Source organism: Actinomadura rupiterrae (assembly GCF_024172125.1).
Taxonomy (GTDB): Bacteria; Actinomycetota; Actinomycetes; order Streptosporangiales; family Streptosporangiaceae; genus Spirillospora; species Spirillospora rupiterrae.
Window position 1 is genome coordinate 1 of record NZ_JAMZEA010000005.1, and the last position, 23,026, is coordinate 23,026.

At 70.9% G+C, this 23,026-nt stretch carries 14 protein-coding genes; 5 read left to right on the top strand and 9 right to left on the bottom strand.

The features are described 5' to 3' along the window. The 7 genes from FHU30_RS17040 to FHU30_RS17070 all read right to left on the bottom strand — a co-directional run. Nucleotides 1-1,255 (bottom strand): DUF2264 domain-containing protein (locus tag FHU30_RS17040; protein WP_253876881.1); only part of this gene is annotated, 1,255 nt, incomplete at its 3' end. Nucleotide 1,256: 1 nt separating this feature from the next. Next, complete coding sequence (locus FHU30_RS17045) at nucleotides 1,257-2,111, bottom strand: sugar phosphate isomerase/epimerase family protein (RefSeq protein WP_253876882.1); 855 nt, start codon at nucleotides 2,109-2,111, stop codon at nucleotides 1,257-1,259. A 37-nt stretch (nucleotides 2,112-2,148) separates the two neighbouring features. Beyond that, nucleotides 2,149-4,578: a polysaccharide lyase 8 family protein gene (locus tag FHU30_RS17050; protein ID WP_253876883.1), complete on the bottom strand. Its 2,430-nt coding sequence runs from the start codon at nucleotides 4,576-4,578 to the stop codon at nucleotides 2,149-2,151. Between the two features lie 2,593 nt (nucleotides 4,579-7,171). Beyond that, on the bottom strand, nucleotides 7,172-7,492 hold the full coding sequence (locus tag FHU30_RS17055) for a histone-like nucleoid-structuring protein Lsr2 (protein WP_253876884.1): 321 nt from the start codon (nucleotides 7,490-7,492) through the stop codon (nucleotides 7,172-7,174). 14 nt (nucleotides 7,493-7,506) lie between these two features. Further along, on the bottom strand, nucleotides 7,507-7,869 hold the full coding sequence (locus tag FHU30_RS17060) for a histone-like nucleoid-structuring protein Lsr2 (RefSeq protein ID WP_253876885.1): 363 nt from the start codon (nucleotides 7,867-7,869) through the stop codon (nucleotides 7,507-7,509). A 1,498-nt stretch (nucleotides 7,870-9,367) separates the two neighbouring features. Continuing rightward, the gene (locus tag FHU30_RS17065; RefSeq protein WP_253876886.1) at nucleotides 9,368-10,381 is read right to left on the bottom strand and encodes a hypothetical protein; all 1,014 of its coding nucleotides are present in this window, start codon (nucleotides 10,379-10,381) and stop codon (nucleotides 9,368-9,370) included. Between the two features lie 125 nt (nucleotides 10,382-10,506). Continuing rightward, on the bottom strand, nucleotides 10,507-11,481 hold the full coding sequence (locus tag FHU30_RS17070) for an ArsR/SmtB family transcription factor (RefSeq protein WP_253876887.1): 975 nt from the start codon (nucleotides 11,479-11,481) through the stop codon (nucleotides 10,507-10,509). Between the two features lie 55 nt (nucleotides 11,482-11,536). On the opposite strand from FHU30_RS17070, the gene FHU30_RS17075 reads away from it, so the two are divergent. After that, a complete protein-coding gene (locus FHU30_RS17075; protein WP_253876889.1) occupies nucleotides 11,537-12,925 on the top strand; it encodes an EamA family transporter in 1,389 nt (462 codons plus the stop codon). A 296-nt stretch (nucleotides 12,926-13,221) separates the two neighbouring features. Here the strand turns inward: FHU30_RS17075 and FHU30_RS17080 are convergent, their stop codons facing one another. Next, entirely contained in the window at nucleotides 13,222-14,793 is a 1,572-nt protein-coding gene (locus tag FHU30_RS17080) for an FAD-dependent monooxygenase (protein ID WP_308211348.1), read from the bottom strand. 1,249 nt (nucleotides 14,794-16,042) lie between these two features. Further along, on the bottom strand, nucleotides 16,043-17,002 hold the full coding sequence (locus FHU30_RS17085; protein WP_253876891.1) for an MBL fold metallo-hydrolase: 960 nt from the start codon (nucleotides 17,000-17,002) through the stop codon (nucleotides 16,043-16,045). A 295-nt stretch (nucleotides 17,003-17,297) separates the two neighbouring features. Between FHU30_RS17085 and FHU30_RS17090 the strand changes: the two genes are divergently transcribed. The 4 genes from FHU30_RS17090 (at nucleotide 17,298) to FHU30_RS17105 (ending at nucleotide 21,948) form a co-directional block, all read left to right on the top strand. Next, nucleotides 17,298-19,178, top strand: coding sequence for a hemolysin family protein (locus tag FHU30_RS17090; RefSeq protein WP_308211321.1), 1,881 nt, complete (start codon nucleotides 17,298-17,300; stop codon nucleotides 19,176-19,178). Beyond that, nucleotides 19,178-20,212, top strand: a complete 1,035-nt coding sequence (locus FHU30_RS17095) for a hemolysin family protein (RefSeq protein WP_253876893.1) — start codon at nucleotides 19,178-19,180, stop codon at nucleotides 20,210-20,212. The genes FHU30_RS17090 and FHU30_RS17095 overlap by 1 nt, the downstream gene beginning before the upstream one ends. Nucleotides 20,213-21,156: 944 nt before the next feature. Beyond that, on the top strand, nucleotides 21,157-21,390 hold the full coding sequence (locus tag FHU30_RS17100; RefSeq protein WP_253876895.1) for a helix-turn-helix domain-containing protein: 234 nt from the start codon (nucleotides 21,157-21,159) through the stop codon (nucleotides 21,388-21,390). 3 nt (nucleotides 21,391-21,393) lie between these two features. After that, the gene (locus FHU30_RS17105; RefSeq protein WP_253876896.1) at nucleotides 21,394-21,948 is read left to right on the top strand and encodes a Clp protease N-terminal domain-containing protein; all 555 of its coding nucleotides are present in this window, start codon (nucleotides 21,394-21,396) and stop codon (nucleotides 21,946-21,948) included. The last annotated feature ends 1,078 nt before the right edge of the window (nucleotides 21,949-23,026 follow it).

The following is a 23,026-nucleotide window of genomic DNA, read 5'->3' on the forward strand; positions in this document are numbered from 1 at the left end:
AATGGATGGGCGCTCCGTCAGCACCGAACCATTCTGCGTAAGCGAACAGGAATTCGCGCAACCGTGATCGATACCGATCGTCTGCACGAGACCCGAACGGGAGGGACGGGACGGGCGGGGCGGGCAACGTCCCGGGCGTGTTCGTACGTGCTTCGCGCGCGAGGGGGTGCGATACGGGCGCGATGGTCTCCCCCCTTGGCACGCTGGATGCAGACCGTCCCGGCTCAGCCGCGGAGGATGGTGCCCCGGTTCCGCCGGACCTCAACCGTCCTGACGCGGCCGTGGAGTTTTCTGAAGTTTCCGAGGGTGTGCTCGGCTCGGGCCCGCCGGAGGTCGCCGTGATGGCGGAATTCGGAAGCACCGAATTGTTGGGGGTGGGCGCAAGCGGAGCCGTCCACAGGCCGCCGGACGTATCTGAAGCAGGTGTGGTCGCGGACGTTCCGGGCTCGCGGCCGCCAGGTGTGTGGACGGCGTCCGGACCGTCCGACCCCGGCGGCTGTGTCGCCGAACCGGGTGAGGGTGCGGAAGTGGTCGGCGAGGTGCCTGGCGCCGTGCGAGCACTGGACGTGGACGAAGCAACAAAGCCGTTCAGGTGCAGGCGAAGGTTCGGGTAAAGGTGCAGGGCCCAGCCGTTGTAGTGATCGAACGATCGTCGTTCACCGTCCCGATACCAGCCGCCGCCGACGTAGAAGTCCTCCAGGCGTGCCAGGCCGCGTTCCACGGCGGCATCGTCGTGAGGCACGCCCGCTGCGGCGAGAAAGTCGGCGACAGGCAGGGGAAACAGCATCCAGTTGTTGTCCACGGGACGGTGGGTGAGCGCGTCGGCGAGCCAGTCGGCCAGGCGCTCCCGCGTCTCAAGATCCAGCTTGTCCCAGAGCCAGGGCTTGGTCAGATGGAGAGCGATCGCAATCGATGCGCTTTCGACCATCGGTTGAGCACGATCCGTGATCGGAAGCCATGCTCCGCGCGGCCCTGCCTTCAGGCCGTCCGCATAGGGGGCGAGCAGGCCGTCCGGATCGTGACCGCCTGCACCTGCGACGCGGATGGCGGCGAGGAGGAATGTCCGCGCAAAACCTTCCAGTCCGTCCGATTCGCGTCCAGACGCGCTGGCGCGACCGGGGAGCCGGACAAGCGCGCCGGAAGCATCGAAGTACGGGCGGACGCCGGCAAGCAGGCCGTCCGCCGCAGCCTCCCAGTGCGCCCGCGTGTACCCCGTGATCGGGCTGAGCGAGAAGTCGGGATCCGGGAGCCGCACGTCATGCCTTCCGGTAGGTGTCGATCCAGGCCAATGCGCCCGGGAGCGCTTCTTCGACCGGCACGGAGTGGGGGTACCAGGTGCGCTCCCATTCGAGCGAGATCCAGCCCTCGTATCCGACGGCCGCGAGCGCCTCTCTCACCTCGTCCAGGGGAACGCCGCCGGTGCCGAGCGGAACTGGGGTGAGGTCGGATGCAGCGTCCTTGATCTGGACGTAGTCGAGCCACTGTCCGAGCGCAGAAACGGTCGCATCAGGATGTTCACCCGATCGCCAAGGGTGCAGGACATCCCAGATCGCGCCGACTTGCAGCTGTTCGCCGGAGCGGATGGGGGGTGTGTCCGGGCCAGGCGAGGGCGAACTCGGCGGCCGGGACGGCGGACGCCGGCGGGGAGCAGCCGGCGCAGCAGCGGACGCGCGGTTGAGGAGGGTTGCGACGGACGCGCCGGTGGGCAAGTCGTCGTGGATCTCGACCAGCACTCGGACGCCGAGGTCGGCCACGGCGAGGAGGCGGCGGGTCGCGGCATCGAGATCATTCCCGCCGGGGAAGACACGGACGGCCTCAGCGCCCAGGTCGGAGGCCAGTTGCAGGTCAGCGCGGAGGGCGGCGACAGCCGGTTCGTCCGGTCCCTCGGCTGCGATACGGACATACCCGGCGAGCACCGGGATCTCCAGGCCGGCGTCCTCGATCGCGGCGCGGACGGCCCGTCGCTCCTCCCCCGGCAGGCCGGCGTGAATGCCGGTGTCCGGATGGAGACGCAGTTCCAACCCGTCCAGCTTGAACGCGGTCGCCAGCTCGATCGCATCGGCGAGCCCGCATCCGGGCATCCCCAGCGTGCTCACCGCCGTCTTCACCACGCTGTTCGTCCTCCTCAAAGCATCATCGCCTGTTCGTTCATCGCGCAAATCGAACACGGAGGCGCGAAGGAACACCGCGTGCTTGGGAAACGTCCACTCGGAAGGTCAGCTGCGGGCCGAGCGCGGTGACGGACACTCCCGGATCGGCGTGGAGGACGGCCAGGGCTCGGCGCGCGACCTTGAAGACCAGTTCCTTCTGCTTCTGCGTGGGATCGCTCACCGCGATGTCCAGCTCGCCGTCGTGCTCGCGCATCACGAACGAACCGGGCTGTTCGGCGCGGACGGTCTGGAGGGTCTCCCCCGCCGTCCAGAAGTTGGCGGCGGTGAAACCCTCGCCATGGACGGATTGGACGGTCGTGGAGTTGGAGCCGACCTGGAGCCCGCGGCCCGCACCGACCAGCGCCGCATAGGCGGCCGTCCGGCCGGCCGAGCGCCCTGGAAGCAGGTAGTAGGCGTACGCGGCGCCGTCCGGTCGGTCGCCGTGGTCGAACCAGAGCGTGACGTATTCGCGGGTGACCTCGTCTCCGGGCGCGGTCCGCGAGCCCGAACCGATGTCGGACCAGCGTCCCGTCCGCCGCTCACGCAGCCCCAGGAGACGGCCGCTAAGTAGGCCCGCGAGATCCTTGTCCGAATGAACATCGCTGATCGAATGGTCACGCGACTGGCCGAACGCACCACTTGGCCGAAGGCCACGAGGGCCTTCCCCAGCAGCTAGTCCGCGCGAGTCTTCCTCAGCGAGTAGTCCGTGCGGGTCCTTCTGAGCGTGGAGATCGTGCGACCTGTGAGCGGCGAAGGCGGCTGGGAGGATGTAGCCACCGGTTCCGTCCAGGTGTGCCCAGCGCGCGCGGCCGAGGTCGGCCTGCTCCGGAGATGTCGGTTTCCCATCGACGAGGAACCGGGCGGACGCTTCGACCATGCGGTTCTCGATGGTGGTCTGGGCGGCCACATCGGTCGCGGTGATGCCGGCGCCGAGCGCCACCACCACGTCGTCCACGGCGAACCAGGACTTGCGTCCGCGCAGGTCGATGGGCCGGTTCGAGAAAGGGTCGCGCTGCGCGGTGAAGGCCATCCCGTAGGCGCCCGCGCGGTCGAGCCATGCGCCGCCTACCCAGTCGTCCGGGCCCAGGTAGGACGCCCAGTTCCCGTCGTGGTTCGCGCGCGGGTACGTCTCACGTGTCGCGGTGGTCGTCCCCGCAAGGCGGTACATATCGACCGTGGGCCAGCAGCCGTCGTTGTAGGACGCGCCGTCCCCTGTGTACAGGTACGTCGCGCCCTCGCCGGTGTACCAACCAGTGCGGTTCTCCTGGTTGCCCGACTCGTAGGCGGCGATCCTCGATGAACGTGCGGACACCGCGAACACGTAACCGGGACGGGCATGCACGAGTCGATCGTTCGCAGGAAACTGCCGATGTCCGACCAGGTCACCGCGTCGGCGAACACCATCGATCAGTTTTCGCACATTGGCGATCTGTGCGGCGGGCAGGCTCGCCAGCACTGGAGCATAGGTATCGGACGCCACCCACTCAGCGAGCATCGCGGCGATCCGCGCCCTCTGCTGCGGGGTCCCTGCCGCGGCGAGGCCGGTCAGCGGCATCATCAGCGCGCGGGCGTCGGCGTGGTCGTCCTCGGCCTGGCGGGAGATGGCTCGGCCGCGCACGTGCGCCATCATCTGGCCGCGGAACACCATCGGTTCGATGCTTCGGCTGATCCAGTCGAACACATTCGATCGTCCCTGATCGGTCACGTCCCAAGGTGATCCAGCGAGCACGGCGAGCGCGGATGAGAGCCCCGCGAACAAAACGCCACCGTAGGTACCGATGTACGGGATGTAGGTGTGCTGGATGAACGAACCGTCCTTGTAGAAGCCGTCCCCGCTGGTCACATAGGGGAAGACCTGGCTCAGCGCGTCCCGGCCCAGACCGATCACGGCCGGGTCCGAGGCGAGCAGCCCGCGGCGGATGGTGATCCACGCCTTGTCCGTCCGGTTGGCGCCGGTCTCCGTCACCCCGTTCACCTTGCGGCGCGCCGGATCGGGAACCCACGCGGCAACGGCCGCCACGAGGTTCGCGCGCAAGGCGTCCGGTGCGGCCGAGCCCAGCAGCATCACGGCATCCAGAACGCGTGACGGGGTGCCGATCTCCCAGTTCCACCAGTTTCCGGTCTCGGTCATGCCCGGGTGGTAGCGCTGGTCATGGAGCCAGGCCAGCGCTTCCGCGACCAGCGAAGCGAGTTCGGCATCCCCGGCGAAGCGGGAGCCCTTGGTCGCGTAGGCGGTGGCCATGGTCGCCAGCCGCTGCGCCGAGGCCGCGGTCGTGACATCGTCCGTGCCGGTCTGGTCAGGCCACAGATACGTCCGGTCCGGCGAGGTCACGAGGGCCGACCGGAACCCCTCGACCTGGCCGTCGAGCCTCTTGAGCGCGGCCGCGGTGTCCGTCTGAGCAGGATCGACCGCGTCGCCGCCGGTCACCAGGGCCCGCCACCGCTGAACGGCCGCCGCGATGTCCGCGTCCCCGGTCAGAAGGCCTGGCGTGCCGGGTTTCCGGACAACAGGCGCTGCCTCAGCATGAGCGGCGCGCGTGCCGCCGAGGCCCGGAGCGGCAGCCGCGGCGGCAACGGACGCGGCACCCAACAGAACCGTCCGGCGCGCGAACGGCACGCCCAGACGGGCCGAACCAGGGGGAAGGGACGGACTGACCGAACGAGCCGGGGTGGGGGCATCGGACATGGCGGCGACTCCCGAAGCGTGACGACAGATCACACATCATTCGCACAGATCCGATCAAGGTCAAGCATTCAACCACGATACGAACATGAATGAACATACGAACATCCCCCCGTTCACCCGTCCCCACCCCGCCAGCTTTGCTCGGATGCACCCCGCTCCCGCCCGCTTCGCTCGCCCACAGCCGCCCCCCCCTCGCCCGTTCGCACCTCGCCCACTCGGCCCACCCGTTCACGCCACCTGCCCGTTCGCGCCACCCGCTCCCGCCTCTTGCCCATTCGCACACGCTCGTTCGCCCCACCCGCTCGTTCGCGCCGCTCCGTCCACACCTCGCCCCACCCGACCCGGCGCTGTCCAGCCCTCGCCCCCGCCCGCACCCGCACCCGGCACTTTCGCACCGCACCCGCCGCACCCGCCGCACCTGGCACTGTCCGCACCTCGCCCCCGCCCGCACTCGGCCCGTTCGCGCCGCACCCGCCCGACCACCCGTTCATGCCACCTGACCGTTCGGCCCACCCGCTCGTTCGCGCCTGCCCTCCGCCCACCAGCCTCAGAAGTCCGCTCTTCGGAGGACCGATCCTCGACAGCCCGCAGGCCGGAAGTCCGCTGCTCGAAAGTCCGTTCGTGAGGGGGCGTCCCTCGAAGCAGCGCTGCTCGGAGGAGCGCTGCTCGGAGGAGCGCTGCTCGGAGGAGCGCTGCTCGGAGGAGCGCTGCTCGGAGGAGCGCTGCTCGGAATTCGATCCTCGGAGGGTTGCTCCTCAGAGGGGCATCTCGGGGCAGCGCTGCTGGAGCCCGATCTTTGGAAGGCCGCTGATTGGACGCTCCCTGGAGGACCGCCCCCCTCGGGGGTCCGCTCCAGGGTGTGCGCTGTTCGAAGGAGTTCCGCTCGATAGGCTGCCGCTGGAGAGTCCGCCGCGTGGAAGGGCGCGGTCGCGGCCTGCTCCAGCCTCTGAACTTTCACGCAGATCTTGGACGCCGTTTTTCGCGCGCAAGGCCCCGCCGCGCTCCTGCAAGGCTTCCTGCCCCAGGACGGCATGCTCCAGTCGCGCTGCTGGAAGCAGGCCCCGGCGAACTCGCCCGCTACGGCGTCCAGCCAGCTCTCAGGGCGCGGAACCTGATCTCGCATGCCGAAGGGATCGCCGTCGTTACGGACAACCGAGGTGCTGGTCGTCTGCGACTAGGGCCTGTTTCGAAGTGGCCTCGGCCGCGCGCGCGAACGCGTGACCAGCGCGGTGCCGCGACGCCGGAGGCGAGCGGCATCGCGCTGATCGCGAAGCGATGCCGCGTTCGCCCAGGCACGGTTACGGAGCGAGCCGCTAGGCGAGCGCAGTGGGCCGGGACTTTGAAACACAGCCTAGTCGAGCCCGGAGCTACACCCCCTTGGCGTACTGCGCGGACGCTTGAGCGGCAGAAGCCCGGTCTGTGAGTTGGCGGTGTCGCGCCTCGTCCGCTCCCCGACGTGGTGTGCTTGAGCCCGGCGCGCGTAGCACCGAAGGCGGACGGTGCACCGCAGACCGCAGACCGCAGACCGCAGACCGCGCGAGAGTTTGGCATCACGCGCGAGCGCATCTGGTAGATCGAGTACAAGCCCCTGGCCAAACTCCGCCACCGCCTCCCGCGCAATCCGCGGACCGCGGTGGGTGCAGCGCGGAGCGCGGAGCGGGAGACACGGGACCCGCAGCGCGGAGCCCGGACCGCGAGACGCGGGGCCGGCAGCGCGGGGCGCGGGGCGCGGAGCGCGAGGCGCGGAGCGCGAGGCGCGCGGGGGTTTGGCGGCATGCGCGAGCGCATCCGGTGGGTCGAGTCCAGGACCCTGGCCAAACTCCGCTACCCCGGTCCGCGCAATCCGCGGACCGGGGTGGGCGCAATGCGCAACGCAGACCGCGGAGCCCGGACCCGCAGCGCGCGGGAGTTTGGCGTCACGTGCGAGCGCATCCGGCAGGTCGAGTCCAAGGACCTGACAAGCTCCGCCACCCCGTCCCGCGCAATCCGTGGACGGCGAAGCCCAGGGAGCGCAGCGCGCAGCGCGGAGGGCAGATGGAGGAAGGCGCAGCGTGGAGAGCAGAGGGTGCAGCGTGGAGGGCGCAGTGCAGGGCGGGGAGGTGCAGCGCGGGGAGGTGCGGCGCGCAGGGGCGCGCGCGGGGGTGTGGAGCGCTGCGTGGAGCGGTGGGCGGGGTGGGGGTGCAGAGGGGCTTGTGGGGCGGGTAGGTGTTGGAGGGCGGGGGCGGGGGCGGGATTGGGGTGGGGCTTGGTGTCCCTGGTGGCTTCGTGCCGTACCGCCTTATTCGCGGGCGCAGGGACTGAAACGGGTCCCGAGCGGGGCCCGAAGGGGGCGGTGCTAGTGGGTGGCGTTGTACTGTTCGATCACCTTGGCCGGAATGCGCCCGCGGTCGTTCACCGGGATGCCGTTCTGCTTGGCCCATTCACGGATTTCGGCGCTCTGCTCGCGGTTGCCCGCGCTGCGTGAGGGCTTGGCCGGGCGGCGAGCGGCCTTACGGGCGTTCACCACGAACGGCTCGAACCGCTCACGCAGTTTCGCGGCGTTCGCCGCGTTCAGGTCGATCTCGTATCCCACGCCGTCGAGTGCGAAGGACACGGTCTCTTCGGCGTCACCGCCGTCGAGGTCGTCGGTCATGACGACGATGGTCTTCTGTGCCACGGGGACTCCCTGCGTTACGCGTCTGGGCTGGCTTCGGGGTGTGCCTGGACGAACGCCGCATAGACGGCGTCGGGCAGCGCACCCTGGTCCGGGACCTCAAGGCCCTCGTTCTTGGCCCACGTGCGGACGTCGGCGTTGGTGAAACCCTTGAGCTTCACCGGGCTTTTCCGGGGCTTGCGCGAGCGCCCTGCCTGCTTCACCTCACGCGACTTCTCGACATAGCGGGTCAGCGTGTCGAGGGTCTCACGCAGCCGCACGTCGTTGTCGTCGGACAGGTCAATGGTGAAAATCCGCCCCAGGATCTCGAAGTCGCGCTTGCGGACATCCTCGCCCTCGCCGCCATCGAGATCGTCTACCAAGATGACCTTCTCAGCCATGCGTTCCTTTCTGAATCGAGCGCCCTTTACGGTAGCGGACTTTCGCACCTCATCGCTCAACTCACGAACGCGTCCAACAAGCGTTTTCCCGATCGGGGCCCCAACCTCCTCCGGAACGGCTTGCCCGGCGCGCGCCTGAACGCCGTCCGGCGCTCTGACGGGCCGCTTGAACGGCGGAGGGACGCGAGTCACAGAGACGTCCCATTGCCGGCGCCGTCGGAGAGGGAACGGACGCAGCGATGGGAGAACGCGCGGGGTCCGTGTTTTGTGCCCTGCTCTCCCTCGGCAGGGACTCCGATACGGCAGCTCGGGGGGAGGGAGAGACGCGGGACTACGGCGTCCACGAGATGGCTCCGGGCCGGGAGGACGGACTTGATGGGCTCGCCGCCCCAGGCTGGGCCGGGCCCGGGTTCGGATCCGGACCCAGGTTCGGATTCGGATCCGGACGCAGGCTTCGGGCAATGGCCCCGAGCTTCGGGCTCTGGGCGCGAGCTTCGGGCTCTGGGCGCGAGCTTCGGGGGGCGCTGAGCGCGAAGCGCGGGGCATTGGCGCGAGAACTTGGCGCGAGCCGCGAACTTGGCGCGACGTCCGAAGTCCGAGGTGCGGGGTTGAGGTGGGAGTGCGGGCCGCTGGTCCGGCGTCGTCCGTTGGGCGGGCCGTCCCACGCGCTGATTGAAGCCCCTCACGTCTGGCGTGGCGGGCTGGGCAGGAGCGCATCGGTCACTGCTGCGATGCCTGGGCAATCGGCGCGGCCGTGCTGCTTGCGCAGGTGCACGAGAGCGCGACCCGGGCGGCGAGGCCATCGGCGACTTCCAGCTCGTCCAGATGAAGTCAGCGGAGATGCCCCCCGACGTTGCTGCTTGGCGAAGGGGCAATGACCCGCGGCAATGCTGCTTTGCCGGGGGGTGCGGTGCCCGGCGCAGTGGCCGGAATCCTGGGCTCAGCTCGCCTCGGCAGCCGAGGTCTGGAGATTGGTGCGAACGAGGCGGTCGGCTCGGGCCAGCGAGAAGGCCAGGGGATCTCAGGTGGGTGAGAACGCGGAAGAGCCAGGCACGCGAGACAGGGGCCCAGCCAGGCCAGATGCCACGAAGACCCGATCGCGCGAGAAGGCGGGGAGATTCAGGCGGGCAGGAGGGCAGGGAAGCCCAGGCCCGGGCAGGAGCGCGGGGTGACACGGGCCAGGGCAGGAGAGCAGTGAGGCCCACGCCCGGACAGCAGGGCGGGGAGGCCCAGGCCGTCAAGAAGGCAGGGCGGTCAAGCGGGTCAGGAGACACCCCGGACGGACGAGATGGCCGGGAACCTACAGGAGGTTCCGGAGCCTCGGGCGGGCGAGGGCACAGGGCAGGGTCGGCGCGCAGGCGGAGAGTTGCAGTTGGTGGGTAGGCGAGGCCTGGGTGGGCGTGACTGGACGAAGGGCCTGGATGGACGAAGGGTGTCGGTGGACGAAGGGCGCGGGTTGACGAAGGGCCTGAGTGGACGAAGGGCGCGGGAGGGTGGGTTAGGAGGTGGGGTGGGGTGGGCCGGTGGAGAGTTCTTGGCCGGTGTCTACGGCGGAGGCTATGCGGGCTCTGAGGACGGCTTCGGCTCGGCGGGCGTCGGATTCGAGGCGTTCTATGACGTCGACGGCGAGGGTGTCGCGGACGGTGCCGGCGAGGAGGTCGCGGTAGCGGGCGTTCTGGTCGGGGAGGACGCGGAGGACGCGCCACTCGTGGTAGGCCTCGTCGGCGGCCTGGGCGGAGCGGGCGTAGGACTCCAGGGCCTCGATGCGGTCGGTGATCGAGCGGACGGAGAGGTCGAGGGCGCGGCGCTGGGGTTCGAGGAGGGCGCGGACGGGGGCGGAGAGGCGGTCGGGCTGCTGGGCGCGGCGTTCGCGGCGGAGGCGGGTGTGCTCGGCCAAAGCGGACGCGATGGCCCATTCCTGGCGGGGCAGTTCGGCGGTGTTGTCGATGGCGTCCAGGAGTCCGGCGGCCTGGGACCGGGAGTTCAGGACGGTGTCGATGGCGCGCTGCGCGCGGACGAGGAGCCGGGCGGCGGGACGGTCGAAGTCGGCGGGCAGCAGGTAGCGGCCGTGGAGCTCGCGGGCGACGCGGGCGGGCGCGGGTTCGCGGAGGTGGCGGAGGGCGCCGACCGTCCAGCCGGCGAATCCGGCGGTGGCGAGCGCGGCGGCGACCTCGGGCTGGCCGGCCAGCAGGAGCGACACCTGGACGACCGGGACGGCGAGCATCGCGAGGACGGCGCCGCGTCCCCACCGCAGGGCGCCGCTGAGCAGGTCGTCGTCGTCCAGGGAGGCGAGGAAGAACAGCCGGATCCAGCCGCCGGGCAGGACGCCGTAGAAGAACGCGAACACCGGGATCCAGATCAGCCGCGCGGCGATCGTGGCGGGGCTCAGCCGGGGGGCCGGCGGCGGGGGCAGGCTCGCGGCCACGAGGTGTTCCGGTGCGGCGGCGAGCAGCGCGCGTTCGGCCGCCGGGAGGGAGGGGTCGATGACGGGCCGGGGGCGGTCGTCGGGCATGGCAACTCCCACCGCTTCGAGGCAGGTGCGTCCGGTGGCCCTTCCGTGCCTATCACGGGTCGTGCGGGCGCTTCCAGCGCGCATTGGATTCCTCGCAACATCCGCACATCCCGTCCCGTCCGTCCCTAGGAGGGGTGTAGGAGGCGGTCACCGAGAGGGGTGCGGGCGTAGAGGACGGAGCGTCCTGCACGGGAACGGGTCACCAGGCCCGCATCGCGTAGGACGGCTAGGTGTTGGGATACCGCGCCGGGGGTGACGCCTAGGCGGCGTGCCAGGTCTGTGGTTGAGGTAGGTCCGTCCAGGCATGCCAACAGGGTCGCTTTAGGACGTCCTATGAGATCGGTCAGAACGCCAGGACGCGTCGGAGGCGCGGTTTCCCACACGGTCGCTATGCCCCGCGCCGGATACGACACGACCGGCGGTTCGTCCACGTTCAGCGGCAGGCCGGGCGTGCGGAGGAACACGGCGGGCATCAGGACGAGGCCGCGGCCGGTGATCGGGATGCGCAGTTCGGTGTGCGGATAGCTGAGGTCGAGGCGCAGCATCCCGTCCCGCCAGCGGATCGTCGGGTGCAGGTCGGCGAACAGCAGCCGGGCGCCGCCGCGGGCGAGCCGCTGCGCGCGGTAGAGGAGGTCCGCTTCGAGGACGCCCCGGATCCGCGGCCATTGCGCGGCCAGAACGGCGTCCCAGTAGGCGGCGAGCAGTTCGGCGAGGCGGTCGCGGAGCCGCGCGGGGCGGTCGAGCTCCTCGGCGAGGACGGCGGGTGTCGGACGTCCCTGGAGCGCGACGCGGATGTCGGAGGCGACCTTGTCCGGCGGGACGCGGCGGACGCGGTCGAGCTCGGCGGCGAAATCGGGCAGCGGGTCGTCCGGGCGGGCGGTGAGGAAGTCGGGGACGGCCCGGTGCGTGCCGACCAGCGCCAGCAGCAGCCGGATGTCCAGGTCGCCGAGCGCGCCGGCCGCCGAGCGCAGCCAGGGCAGTTGCAGCACGTAGTAGTGCGGGAGCAGCCAGACGCGGAGCGACAGCGCGGTCTCGGCGAGCGGGGAGATGACGAAGCGGGTGTCGGCGAGGTCCTCGACGTCCAGGCGCAGTTCGATCATTTAGGCCAAGTCTAAAAGCCTGCCCGGATCGGGGCGTCCGCGCTGAGGTGAGGCCATGACCACAGCGCTGGCAGTGATTTTCGCCGGGGTGCTCCACGCGACGTGGAACGCGATCGCCAAGGGCGGCTCGGACCGCTGGGCCTCCTTCGCCCTCATCGGGATGGGGCAGGCCGTCCTGATCGTCCCTTTGCTGGCCTTTATGCCCGTCCCGGCGGCGGCGTCCTGGCCATGGCTGCTCGGATCGGTCGCGCTGCACCTGGTCTACATGGGGCTGCTGCTCACGTCGTACCAGCTGGGCGATTTCAGCCAGGTGTACCCGCTGGCGCGGGGCAGCGCGCCGCTGATCGTCGCGGTGGTGGCGGCGACGGTCCTCGGCGAGCGCCTCTCCCCTCTTCAGTTCGCCGGGGTCGCGGCGATCTGCGGCGGCCTGGGCGTCCTGGCGTTCGCAAAACCCAAGGACGCCGCCGCCGGGTCAGCTTTGGGCCCGGCTCGCCCAGCGCCGGCAGGTACAGCAACAGCACTCGCCACTCCCACCCCCGCCGTGGACGGCACACTCCGAGGAAACGCCGGGCCCTGCGCAGAGATCCGGCTCGGCGCGGACGGCGGTCCCGGCACGGACATCGGGCTCGGCGCGGATGGCGCGCCCGGCGCAGAAGTCAGGCCCGGCGCAGAAGTCAGGCCCGGCGCAGAAGTCAGGCCCGGCGCAGATGGCGCGCTCAGCGCAAGCGGTGCGCCCGGCAAGGATGTCGGAGCCAGTGCAGACGTCCAGCTCGGCGCAAGTATCGGACTCAGCACAGACGGTGGGCTTGGCGCAGCGGTCGGGCCCTGCGCGGACGTCGGGCCCGGCGCAAGTGGTGCGCCCGGTGCAGATGGCGCGGCAGGTTCGTCTGGGCGCGTTCAGCATCCTGTGGAAGAGGCGCACCGTCCGGTCGAAGACGCGACGTCGGGCCAAGATGCGCAGCGCACTTCGGAGGACGCGGAGCCAGGCGCGGACGAAACCCGGAAGGCAGGGGCTCGGGGGCCGCGGGCGGTGGTGGCGGCGTTGGCGACGGGGGTTTCGATCGCGACGTACACGGTGTTGGACGGGATCGGGGTGCGGGCCGCGCATGGCGCGTCCGGATACTCGTCCTGGTTGTTCGCTTTGGAGGCACCGATCACGGTCGCGATCGTTCTGGCACTGCGCGGGCGGCGCGCTTTGTCGGGGTTGTCCGTCCGGACGTGGGCGATGGGCCTCACGGGAGGCGTCCTGGCGATGGCGGGGTACGGGATCGTCCTGTGGGCGCAGACGCGCGGCGCCTTGGCGGCCGTGGCGGCGCTGCGCGAAACCGGGGTCATCGCGGGCGCGGTGATCGGCGCGGTGTTCTTCGCCGAGCGAATGGGCGGACGCCGCATCGCCGCCGCATGCGTGGTCGCACTCGGTGTCGTCCTCATCACCGGGACGTGAGCGGGGCCGAGGTCATGGGTCGTGGCCACCAACAGAGCTTGAGCAAAGGACAAGCGAAGGCCGTCACCATCGACGCGGCTTAGGCAGATCACAAGCCGGGGCGGCATCGTCACCGCAGCTAGCGCTGAGCAGAAGCCAAGGGCCGTCACCCCTTACCGAGCTTGAGCAGGGCCGTCCTCATCGCCGGAATTTGGCAGCTCAGAGGACGGGGCGTGCTGGTCTCAGGGGCGTGCACGGGTCAGAGATCGCGGGCAGAGCGTCACGTTCAGGGCGTGGGTGCGGGCGGGGCGTCCTGCTCAGGTCGCGGGAAGGTCGTGGCCGAGGGCTTTGCGGACGGCGGAGGCGACGGCTTCCGGGGCGGGGTTCTGAAGGATGGCGGCGATGTGGGCGTCAGGCCGGACGACCCACAACTCGCCAGGGCGCAGGTCGGGCAGCGCTTCCTGGACCGCCGCCGGGGCTGGGCAACTGACCGGGGCGGACGTCGCCTTCTCAGCCGCGGCGAGGAGTTCGCGATGCGGCAGGGACGGGTCGGCCAGCAAGGTGATTCCGTCCCGCAGCAGGGCGCGCAGTCGCACGGTCCGTCCCGCTGCGGGAGCCTGGTCGTCTCCGTGGGACGAACCGTCCAACTGCGGCTCAGAGGTTGCGCCCTGTTCGGATGGAATGCGGAACGGGACGTCCGGAACGATGACGCCGGGCGCGACGGGCGAGGAAGTTCCTCTGGGCGGACGTCCTACGCACGGGCGGGACGGTTCGGGGACGGTCAGAGGCGACCGGTCGTACCAGTACGGCTCGGCGAAGCGTCCGGAATCGATGTCTCCGGCCTTCACAGCGCCGGCGGAAGCGCGTTCAAGCACGTCGCGGCGGTGTGCACGTTCAGCTTCGGTGGACGGGGCGAGAAAGCGCATGGTCGCCGTCGTAACGTCCAGGTTCTCCAAGGCGGCGGCCCGGCGCTCGATGTCATAGGTGTCGAGCAGAGCAAGCGGAGACCAACCGCGCGACACGAACGCGATCTTCCAGGCAGCGTTCTCGGCGTCCGGAACCCCGGAATTGAGGCCGCGCGCGCCGAAGGGGGCGTACACGTGCGCGGCGTCCCCGGCGAGGAGCACGCGTCCGACCGCCATCCGGGACGCGACGCGCGCGTGGAACCGGTATTCGGTCACCCACAGCACCTCGTACGGTCTGTCCCCGAGAACCTGGCGGATGCGGGCGTCGAGACGTCCCTCCGCGCGTTCGGCATCGAGGTCGAATTCGGGCGGCACCTGCCAGTCGATCCGGTACACCGAATCCGGGCAGGGATGGATGAGCACCTGCCGACCCGGGTTCCACGGCGGATCGAAGTGGAAGTGCCGCTCGGTCTCGCGACCGGGCCAGTCCGTCCGAACGTCGACGATCAGGAAACGATCACCGCCGCTCTCCCCCGGGAAATCGACGCCCAAAGCATCACGCAGCGCAACCGAACGTCCACCTGAACAAACGACCACAAACGATCCCCGCACGAACGCGCCGGACGCGCCGGACGCGCCGGTGGTGCATCGGGCGGTGACCCCGGTGGCGTCCTGCTCCAGGTCCGTGACGTCGTGGTCCCAGCGGATGGTGATCAGGGGGTCGGCGTCGGCGAGTTCTTGAAGGATCTCTTCGGTGCGGCTCTGCGAGATGTTGACGAAGGGCGGTAGCGGGCCGGCGGCGTCGAACCGCCACGAGGTCAGCTCCTTGCCCCGATGGAAGATGCGGCCGGTCGTCCAGGTCAGGCCCTCGTCGGCGATCGAGCCCGCGCCGACCGAGGCCCAGATGTCCAGCACGTCCCGTTGCTGGCATATCGAACGCGACCCGATCGCCGTCCGCCGAGAACGCCGCTCCAGCACGACCACCGCAGACCCCAACGAGCAAGCAACAACGCCGCCGTCAGCCCGACCGGCCCCGCCCCAACAACCACCACCGGCGCAACCCCAACCCCAGCAGCAGCCCCAAGCGCAGGGCCAGGCCCCGGCCCGGGACCAGGCGCGGGCGGAGAACCGGCCGCAGAACCAAGCGTGGGCCCAGCCCCAGGGGTGGCTGCAGAACCAGGCACGGGCGCAGCCCCAGGCACGGGCGCAGCTGTGGGCGCAGAGCCAGGCGCGGACGCGGACCCAAGTCCAGGCGCGTCCGCGGATGCAGGTCCAGGCCCGGGTGTAGGCGCGGGCTCATACCCAGGCGCAGGCGTGGGCGCAGTACCAGGCCCAGGCCAAAGCGCGGACACGGACGCAGGTCCAGCCCCATGCCCACGCGTGGGCGCGAAACCGGGCCCAGTCACAAACACGGGCGCAAGGCCAGGCGCGGGCCCAGTCCCAGGCTCAGACGCGGGCACAGGCACAACCCCAGGACCAGGCGTGGGCGCACGAGCAGACATGAGCGCAGGCGCAGACCCAGGCACGGGCGCAGGTGTGGGCGCGGACAAGGGCGCCGCCCCAGGCACGGGCGCAGAGCCAAGCCCGGGCGTGAGCGCAGAGCCAGGTCCAGGCGCGGGCCTAGACGCATAGCCCCGCGCGGGCTTAGCCGCAGGCGTGTGCGCGGGCCCAGTCCCAGCCGCAGGCGCAGCAGTGGGCCCAGCCGCGGGCGCAGGCCCAGGCCCAGGCGCAGGTGTGGGCGCGGCCGCAGGCGCAGGTATGGGCGCAGCCACAGGCGCAGGTATGGGCGCAGGCGCAGGTATGGGCGCAGACATGGACGCGGGCGCGGGGCCAGGCGCGGGCCCGGCGCCAGGCGCGGCCCCGGGGCCAGGCGCGGGCCCGGGGCCGGGCAGAAGCCCAGACGCAGGCGGGGGACCGGGCGCAGGCCAAAGCGCGCGTCCAACCCCAGGCGTGAGTGCAGACGCGGGCCTAACCCCAGGCGGGGGCGCAGAAGCACACAAGGGTGCAGGCCCGGGCGCGGACGCGAGGTCGGGCGCAGGGCCAGGCACAAGGCAGGGCGCAAGGCCGGGCGCAGGGCCAGGTACAAGGACGGGCGCAGGGCCAGGTACAAGGACGGGCGCAGGGCCAGGTGCAAGGACGGGCGCAGGGGCAGGCGCAAGGACGGGAGTAGGGGTGGGTGTGGGGGCTGGGGCGGGTGTTGGGGGTCGGGTGTTCTGGGGGTGTGTCATGGGGGTCAGGGTTGGAGGGTGGACCAGACTTCGCGGTCGCGTTCGGGGGTCCAGATTCGGGGGCGTTCTATGCCTTCCAGTTCGTCCCAGAGGCGGGAGACGTCGAAGGGGAGGCAGTGCTCGAAGATGGGCCAGCCGCCGTAGGACGGTTCGAGTGCCGCGTGCACGGCGGTGAAGGCTTCGCGGAGCGTTCCGCCGCGTTTGCGGACGTCCCGGACCTCGCGGAGCATCGTCTCCAGGAAGTCGCGGGTCTGGCCGATCGCGGCGCGCACCGCTTCGCGGCCGTGCGCGACCTCGCCGCGTCCGCCGATCAGGGTATCCGCGCCGAACGAGGCGACGCGGTCGAGGGTCGGGCCGGCCCAGTCGCGGTGGAAGGCGTCGCCGGTGTAGAGCGATGCCTGCGTCTCGACCAGGTCGCCCGCGAACAGGATGCGGTGGCGCGGCAGCCAGGCGACGATGTCGCCCTCGGTGTGGCCGCGTCCGCAGTGCCGGAGCACCAGCGGGCCCCGGTCCCCGCCGAGGTCGATGGACATGTCGTCGCTGAAGGTGGCGGTGGGCCAGGTCAGGCCGGGGATGCTCGCCGGGTCCTTGAAGAGCCGGGGCATCCGGCCGAACTCCGACTCCCAGTCCTGCTTGCCGCGCTCGGCGATCAGCTCCCTGGTCTTGTCGTGCGCGATGACCGAAGTTGTTCCGAAAGCGCTCGCGCCGAGCGTTCGAACAGCGTGATAGTGCGAGAGCACCAGGTGCCTGATCGGTTTGTCGGTGTGCGCTCGAAGGATCATCAGCCAGTCACGGGCGGCCGCCGGGGTGGCCAGGGCCTCGAAGCAGACCACGAAGTCCTCGCCCTCGACCGCGCCCACGTTGGGGTCCCCTTCGGCGGTCAGGGCGTAGACACCGTCCGCGAGGATCTCCAGGGTCTGGGTCTTGGCGGACATGTCGGCGGACGACGCGAACGGCTTGGGCATCGTTGCCCCTCGCTCTCTCTGGGCGCTCGGGAGGACGCGCCCGGTGGGACGCGGCGGGGGGACCGTCGCCACCGGGGCGAAGGTTTCATTCCACGACCGGACGAGCGGTAACCACCGAACCCGCGCCCGGCACGCGGCGGCTTGGACGAGGATGAGAAGCGGTCCCGGGCCCGGAAACGGGATGCCCGTGGCGCCGACACCCCCTCGGGCCTGGGAGGGTAGGGAAGATCAGGTTCGGGGAAAGTATCGGGAACGCTGCGCGCGCGTGGGCGGGCGCGCGCTGAAGGAGGCATGGATGGCCGCGGCGCTCGGTCTGCTCGCGGTGCTGGTGCTCACGGCCGCCACCGGCTACTTCGTGGCGCAGGAGTTCGCGTTCGTGACGGCGGACCGTCCGATGCTGGCGGAGCGCGCGGCGCAGGGCGACCGGGCGTCGGAGCGGGCCGTCCGGGTGATGGAGCGGCTGTCGTTCATGCTGTCGGGCGCGCAGCTCGGCATCACGGTGACGGCGCTGGTGGTCGGGTTCATCGCGAAGCCCGCGCTGGCCGACCTGCTCGCCCCGCTGCTGCGCGGGCTCGGCGTTCCGGACGGCGCCGTCGGCGGGATCTCGGTGACCGCCGGGTTCGTCCTGGCGACGGTGGTCCAGATGGTGCTGGGCGAGCTGTTCCCGAAGAACCTGGCGCTGGCCCGGGCCGAGCCGCTGGCGCGCGCGCTGGCCCGGTCGACGCTGGTGTACCTGGCCATCGCCGGGCCGGTGATCAGGCTGTTCGACGCGGCGGCGAACCGGCTCGTCCGCGCGGCCGGGATGGAGCCGGTCGAGGAGCTGCACCACGGCGCGACGCTGGAGGAGCTCGGGCACATCATCGGCGAGTCCGGCGAGCAGCTCGGCGACCAGGCCGACCTGCTGGAACGCGCGCTGGAGTTCTCCGACCGGGACGCCGAGGAGGTGATGGTCCCGCGGGTGGACGTGGTGACCGTCCCGGCCGAGGCGCTCGCGACCGAGCTGAGCGACGTCGTCACCGCGCACGGGCACTCGCGGTACCCGGTGGTCGGCGACAGCGTGGACGACGTGATCGGCGTGGTCGGGCTGGACGAGCTGATCCGGCTCAGCCCGGAGCAGGCAGCGGTGACGCGCGTCCGGGACCTGGTCCGTCCGGCGGTGCTGCTGCCGTCGTCGCTGCCGCTGCCGCAGGTGGTCGCCGAGTTGCGCCGGCACGGCGACCCGCTGGCCTGCGTGGTGGACGAGTACGGCGGCTTCGCCGGGCTGCTGACCTGGGAGGACGTCGCGGAGGAGCTGGTCGGTGAGATCGCCGACGAGAACGACGAGGACCCCGACCTCGCGATCCGCTCCGGCGAGTGGTGGACGACCGACGCGGGCCTGCGGGTGGACGAGGTGGAGCACGAGACCGGCATCCCGCTCCCCGAGGGCGACTACGAGACCGTCGCGGGCCTGCTCCTCCGCCGCCTCGGCCGCGTCGCCGAGGAAGGCGACGTCGTCCACGTCGAGCTCCCCCGCGAACGCCTGGACGACCCGCCCCGCGAGGCCGTCGTCGAGGTCGTGACCGTCCACCGCCACGTCCCGGAACTGATCCGCATCCGCGTCATCCCATCCGGCGCCCTCCCGCACGACCCACCCCCAAACAACAAGCACTCCCCCAACGCGCCCTCCAACAAGGCACGCCCAGACAGCGAACGCCCAAACAAGGCACCGTCGAACAGCACACCCTCGGACGGCACACCTTCAGACGGCAAGCGCTCAGACGACGCGCCCTCCGACAACGCGCACTCAGACAACGAAGCGTCCGACAACGCGTCCCCGAACGACACGCCCCCAGAGGACGCGCAGCGGAGCGCCACGCGCCCGGACGGCACGCGCTGGGGCGACACGCGCCCGGGCGACACGCGCTCGGAAGACGTGTCCTCCGACAACGCGCCCCCGCACAACGCGTCACCGCGCGATGCGTCACCGCGCGATGCGTCACCGCGCGATGCGTCACCGCGCGATGCGTCACCGCGCGATGCGTCACCGCGCGATGCGTCACCGCGCGATGCGTCACTGGACGATGCGGTGTCGCGCCCGGACGATACGTCTTCGCGCCCGGACGATGTTGTGTCGCGCTCGGACGATGCGGTGTCGCGCTCGGACGATGGGCGGCACGGCCGGCGGAAGGGGAAGTGATGAGCCTGCCTGTCGGGTTGTTGCTAACGCTCGCGCTGCTGGCGGGCAACGGGTTCTTCGTGGCGTCGGAGTTCGCGCTCGTCGCGGCGCGGCGGCCGCGGCTGGAGAAGGCGGCGGCCGAGGGGAGTCGCGCGGCGGCGTCGGCGGTCGCGGGAATCCGCGAGTTGTCGCTGATGCTGGCGGGCGCGCAGCTCGGCATCACGATGTGCTCGCTGGGCCTCGGTGTCGTGTCCGAACCGGTGTTCGCCGGGACGCTTGCGCCGCTGTTCCACGACGTGGGCGTACCGGAAGGCGCGGCGCATCCGGTCGCGTTCGTGCTCGCGCTGGCGTTCGTGACGTTCCTGCACATGGTGCTGGGCGAGATGGCGCCGAAGTCGTGGGCGATCATCGATCCGGAGCGGTCGGCGACGATGCTCGCGCCGCCGTTCCGGACGTTCACCCGGGTCGTCCGGCCCGCGCTGGCGGCGCTGAACAGCGTGACGAACATGCTGCTGCGGCTGGTCGGCGTCCGTCCGAAGGACGACGCGGAGCTGTCCCGGACGCCCGAGCAGCTGCGCAGCCTGGCCGTCGAGTCGCGACGGCTCGGGCTGATCGCCGAGACCGACCTAAACCTGCTGACCGCCGCCCTGGACGCGCCGCGCGCCCCACTCGCGGAGCTGGTCATACCCGTCGAGGCGATCGTGTCGGTGCCGGCGTCCGCGTCCCCGCAGGACATCATCGACACTGTCCTGCAAACCGGGCACACCCGTCTGGTCGTCGCCGACCCGGTGGTCACCTCGTCCGGCCCGGGCACCGCGCGGATGGTCCACGTCCGCGACGCCTACTTGGCCCGAGCGCGCGGCAACGACACACCCGCCGGCAAGCTGGCGCACCCGATGCCGCACCTGTCGGTCGCAACGCCGGTCGCCGACGCCGTCGCGGCCCTGCGCGACGACCACAGCCACCTGGGACTAGTACTCGACAAGACCGGCCGCACCGCAGGCCTGGTCAGCCTGGACGACCTCCTAACCACCCTCCTAGCCCCCGCTACCTGACCCCCGAGCGCCGCAACCACCGCAGGCCGCCCGTTCACCCGATCCCCCGCCAGGCACTCCGCACCAAGCACTCACACCCGCCCAACCCCCCACACCCAACTGCCAGCATCCAAACCCCAGGACGTCCGCACCCCAACCAAAGCGCCCCAGGACGTCCGCCCCCAACCAAGGCACCCCGGACATCCGCGTTCGGATGTCCACGTTTGGTCGTTCACGTTCGGTCGTTCACGTCGGACGTTCGCGTTCGACGTTCAGGATCCGAACACCCCGGCCGAACCGTCGGCGCACGAACGTCTAGGCCCTACGTCGGCCCCCTGGACGTTCGCGACCGAACGTCCACGCCCGAACATCCGCGCCCCGGATGTTCGCACCCTGCACGTTCGCGTTCGGACGTTCACGTCTGACCGTCTGCGCCCAAACCGCCCGCACCCGAACGCGAGCTGAACATCGGTGTCTGGACGTTCGCGCCTGAACGTTCACGTCCGAAAATCCCGCGTCCGACCGTCCCTGCCGACCGTCGGCCGCCCGGACGTTCGCGTTCCGACGTTCAGGGTCCGAACACCTGCCCCGAACCGCACGCACCCGGACGTCCAAGCCGAGCAAGGGTGCATTGAACGTTCGCATCCGAACACCCACGCCCGAACATCCGCGCCCTGGACGTTCGCGCCCTGGACGTTCGCGCCCTGGACGTTCGCGCCCTGGACGTTCGCGCTCGAAGCTTCAGGTCCGAACAACCCCCAGCCGACCCGCCCGTGCCCGGACATCCGACCGAACATGGGTGCCCTGGACGTTCGCGCCTTGGACGTTCGTGTTTGGACGTTCGTGTTCGGACGTTCGTGTTCGGACGTTCGTGTTCGGACGTTCGGCGCTCTTGGCGGAACCTCCGAGCACCCCTGACGTCAACTCGGGTTGACATCGACCGGGCGTCAACCTACATTGACATCATGAGCGATGGAGTACGGCTCGCCCAGGAAGCGAGCAGCCGGGATCCGGCGGTCGGCCTGCGGGCCGTCCGCGCACTACGCGAGCTGGCCGAACGGCTGGAGGCGCTGCAGGTGAGCAACGCCCGTGAGCAGGGCTGGTCCTGGCAGGAGATCGCGGTCTGCCTCGGCGTCAGCCGGCAGGCGGTCCACAAGAAACACGGCGCGGGGCGCCGCATCCTCAAGAAGGAGCGCTAGGAGATGTTCGAACGGTTCACCGACGGCGCGCGCAAGGTCGTGAAGGACGCGCAGGAGGAGGCCCGGAGCCGCGGCGACCGCGCGATCGGGACCGAGCACCTGCTGTTCGCCCTCACCCGCGACGACGGCCCGGCCGGGGAGGCGCTCCGGGACAGCGGCCTGTTCCGCGGCGCGGCCGGCGACGCCGTCGCTGCCCTCCCCGACCCGAGCGGCCTGGACGGCGAAGCTCTCCGGCTCCTCGGCATCGACCTGGACGCCGTCCGGGAGGCCGCCGAGGACGCCTTCGGCCCGGGCGCCCTGGACGCTCCCTCGGGTTCGCGCCGCAACCGCTCCCCGAAGGGCCACATTCCGTTCAAGCCGGAATCGAAGAAGGCGCTGGAGTTGAGCCTGCGCCAGGCCCTGAACCTCAAGCACGGATACATCGGCTCGGGCCACATCCTTCTCGGCCTCCTCCAGGACCGCCGTTTCCGTGCCGCCCGCGCCCTGTCCGGAGCAGGCATGGATCTGGAAGCCCTGCGCGCGGACGTGATCCGCCGCATCCCGCCCAAGGCCGCCTGACCCGCAACATCCAGGCCTCGCCCAACCGCGAGCACTGCCGAGCCCCGGATCGGCAGCCCAGCGAGCAGACCCACGCTCCAGAGGCAAGACGCGTACACCCAAGGCACAACGCGCCGAGCACCACCCGAGGCCAAGCACGCGCAGCCGCCTTACACAGGCACAGGTCCAAGATGCGCACGCGACCAAGCGCGCACAGCGGGCAAGCACATGCACGGGGCCAAGCGGGCGCCGGATCGAACCACGCATCGGCCCACGCAAGGTTCCGAGTCACGCGCGGCGGGCCGCACCCGGGCAACCGAGTCGCGCTGCCCGCTGCGCGCGGGGAACCAAGGCGCGCGCATGGGGAGCGTGTAGAGGGCGAACTCGCGCGTACAGAGAGGACGAGCGCGGAACCGAGCGCGCGGATGGGAAGTGCGTAGAAGGCTACGTCGCGCGTTCAAGGGGGACTTGCGAAGGCCCAGGCACGCGGGGCCCAGGCATGCGTGAGCCCAGGCACGCGGGGCCAAAGCGCGCAGGGGCCAAGGTGCGCAGGGGGTGCGTTTGGGGGGGTGGTTGTGGGTGGGGCTTTTGGGTTTTCAGTGGTTGAGGAAGCGGGTTAGGAAGAGTTCGCAGGCGTGGCGGCGGCGGGGGTCGGTTGGGAAGCGGTGGGTGCATTCGGAGCGCACCCAGGTGCTTCCTTTTCTGGGCTCGTTGTGGGTCGCGTGGGGGTGGGGCTGGCCCGGGGATGAGCCAGATCCTTTGGTTGTGCTTTTGCCGGTGGACGATACGGCGCCCGGTGGGGCGGAGCGGGGTGTCGCTGGGGAGAGCGAAGCGCTGCCCCCGCCGGGCGAGGTGGGTGGTTCTTCGGGGGACGAAGTCGGAGGTTTTGCGGTGGGGGGCGAAGCGGAGGTCTGCGGTCCGGGGTGTCGTGGGGGGCCGGTCTCGGATGCTTCGGGGTGCGGGATGGGGAAGGGGACGACGGGGCGGTGGGGGCGGGTCGTCCACTGGCCGGGGCCGGTCACCAGGCGTCCGGCCGCGCCCGGACGGGCCGGAGGCGCCCAGGGGACGGCCGCCGCGACTCCGCCGGTCAGCGCGGCGG

Coding starts and splice junctions, on each gene's coding strand:
- FHU30_RS17060 (WP_253876885.1), bottom strand. CDS start 7,869: ATGGCTGAGAAGGTCATCTTGGTAGACGATCTCGATGGCGGCGAGGGC.
- FHU30_RS17065 (WP_253876886.1), bottom strand. CDS start 10,381: ATGCCCGACGACCGCCCCCGGCCCGTCATCGACCCCTCCCTCCCGGCG.
- FHU30_RS17070 (WP_253876887.1), bottom strand. CDS start 11,481: ATGATCGAACTGCGCCTGGACGTCGAGGACCTCGCCGACACCCGCTTC.
- FHU30_RS17075 (WP_253876889.1), top strand. CDS start 11,537: ATGACCACAGCGCTGGCAGTGATTTTCGCCGGGGTGCTCCACGCGACG.
- FHU30_RS17085 (WP_253876891.1), bottom strand. CDS start 17,002: ATGCCCAAGCCGTTCGCGTCGTCCGCCGACATGTCCGCCAAGACCCAG.
- FHU30_RS17090 (WP_308211321.1), top strand. CDS start 17,298: ATGGCCGCGGCGCTCGGTCTGCTCGCGGTGCTGGTGCTCACGGCCGCC.
- FHU30_RS17095 (WP_253876893.1), top strand. CDS start 19,178: ATGAGCCTGCCTGTCGGGTTGTTGCTAACGCTCGCGCTGCTGGCGGGC.
- FHU30_RS17100 (WP_253876895.1), top strand. CDS start 21,157: ATGAGCGATGGAGTACGGCTCGCCCAGGAAGCGAGCAGCCGGGATCCG.
- FHU30_RS17105 (WP_253876896.1), top strand. CDS start 21,394: ATGTTCGAACGGTTCACCGACGGCGCGCGCAAGGTCGTGAAGGACGCG.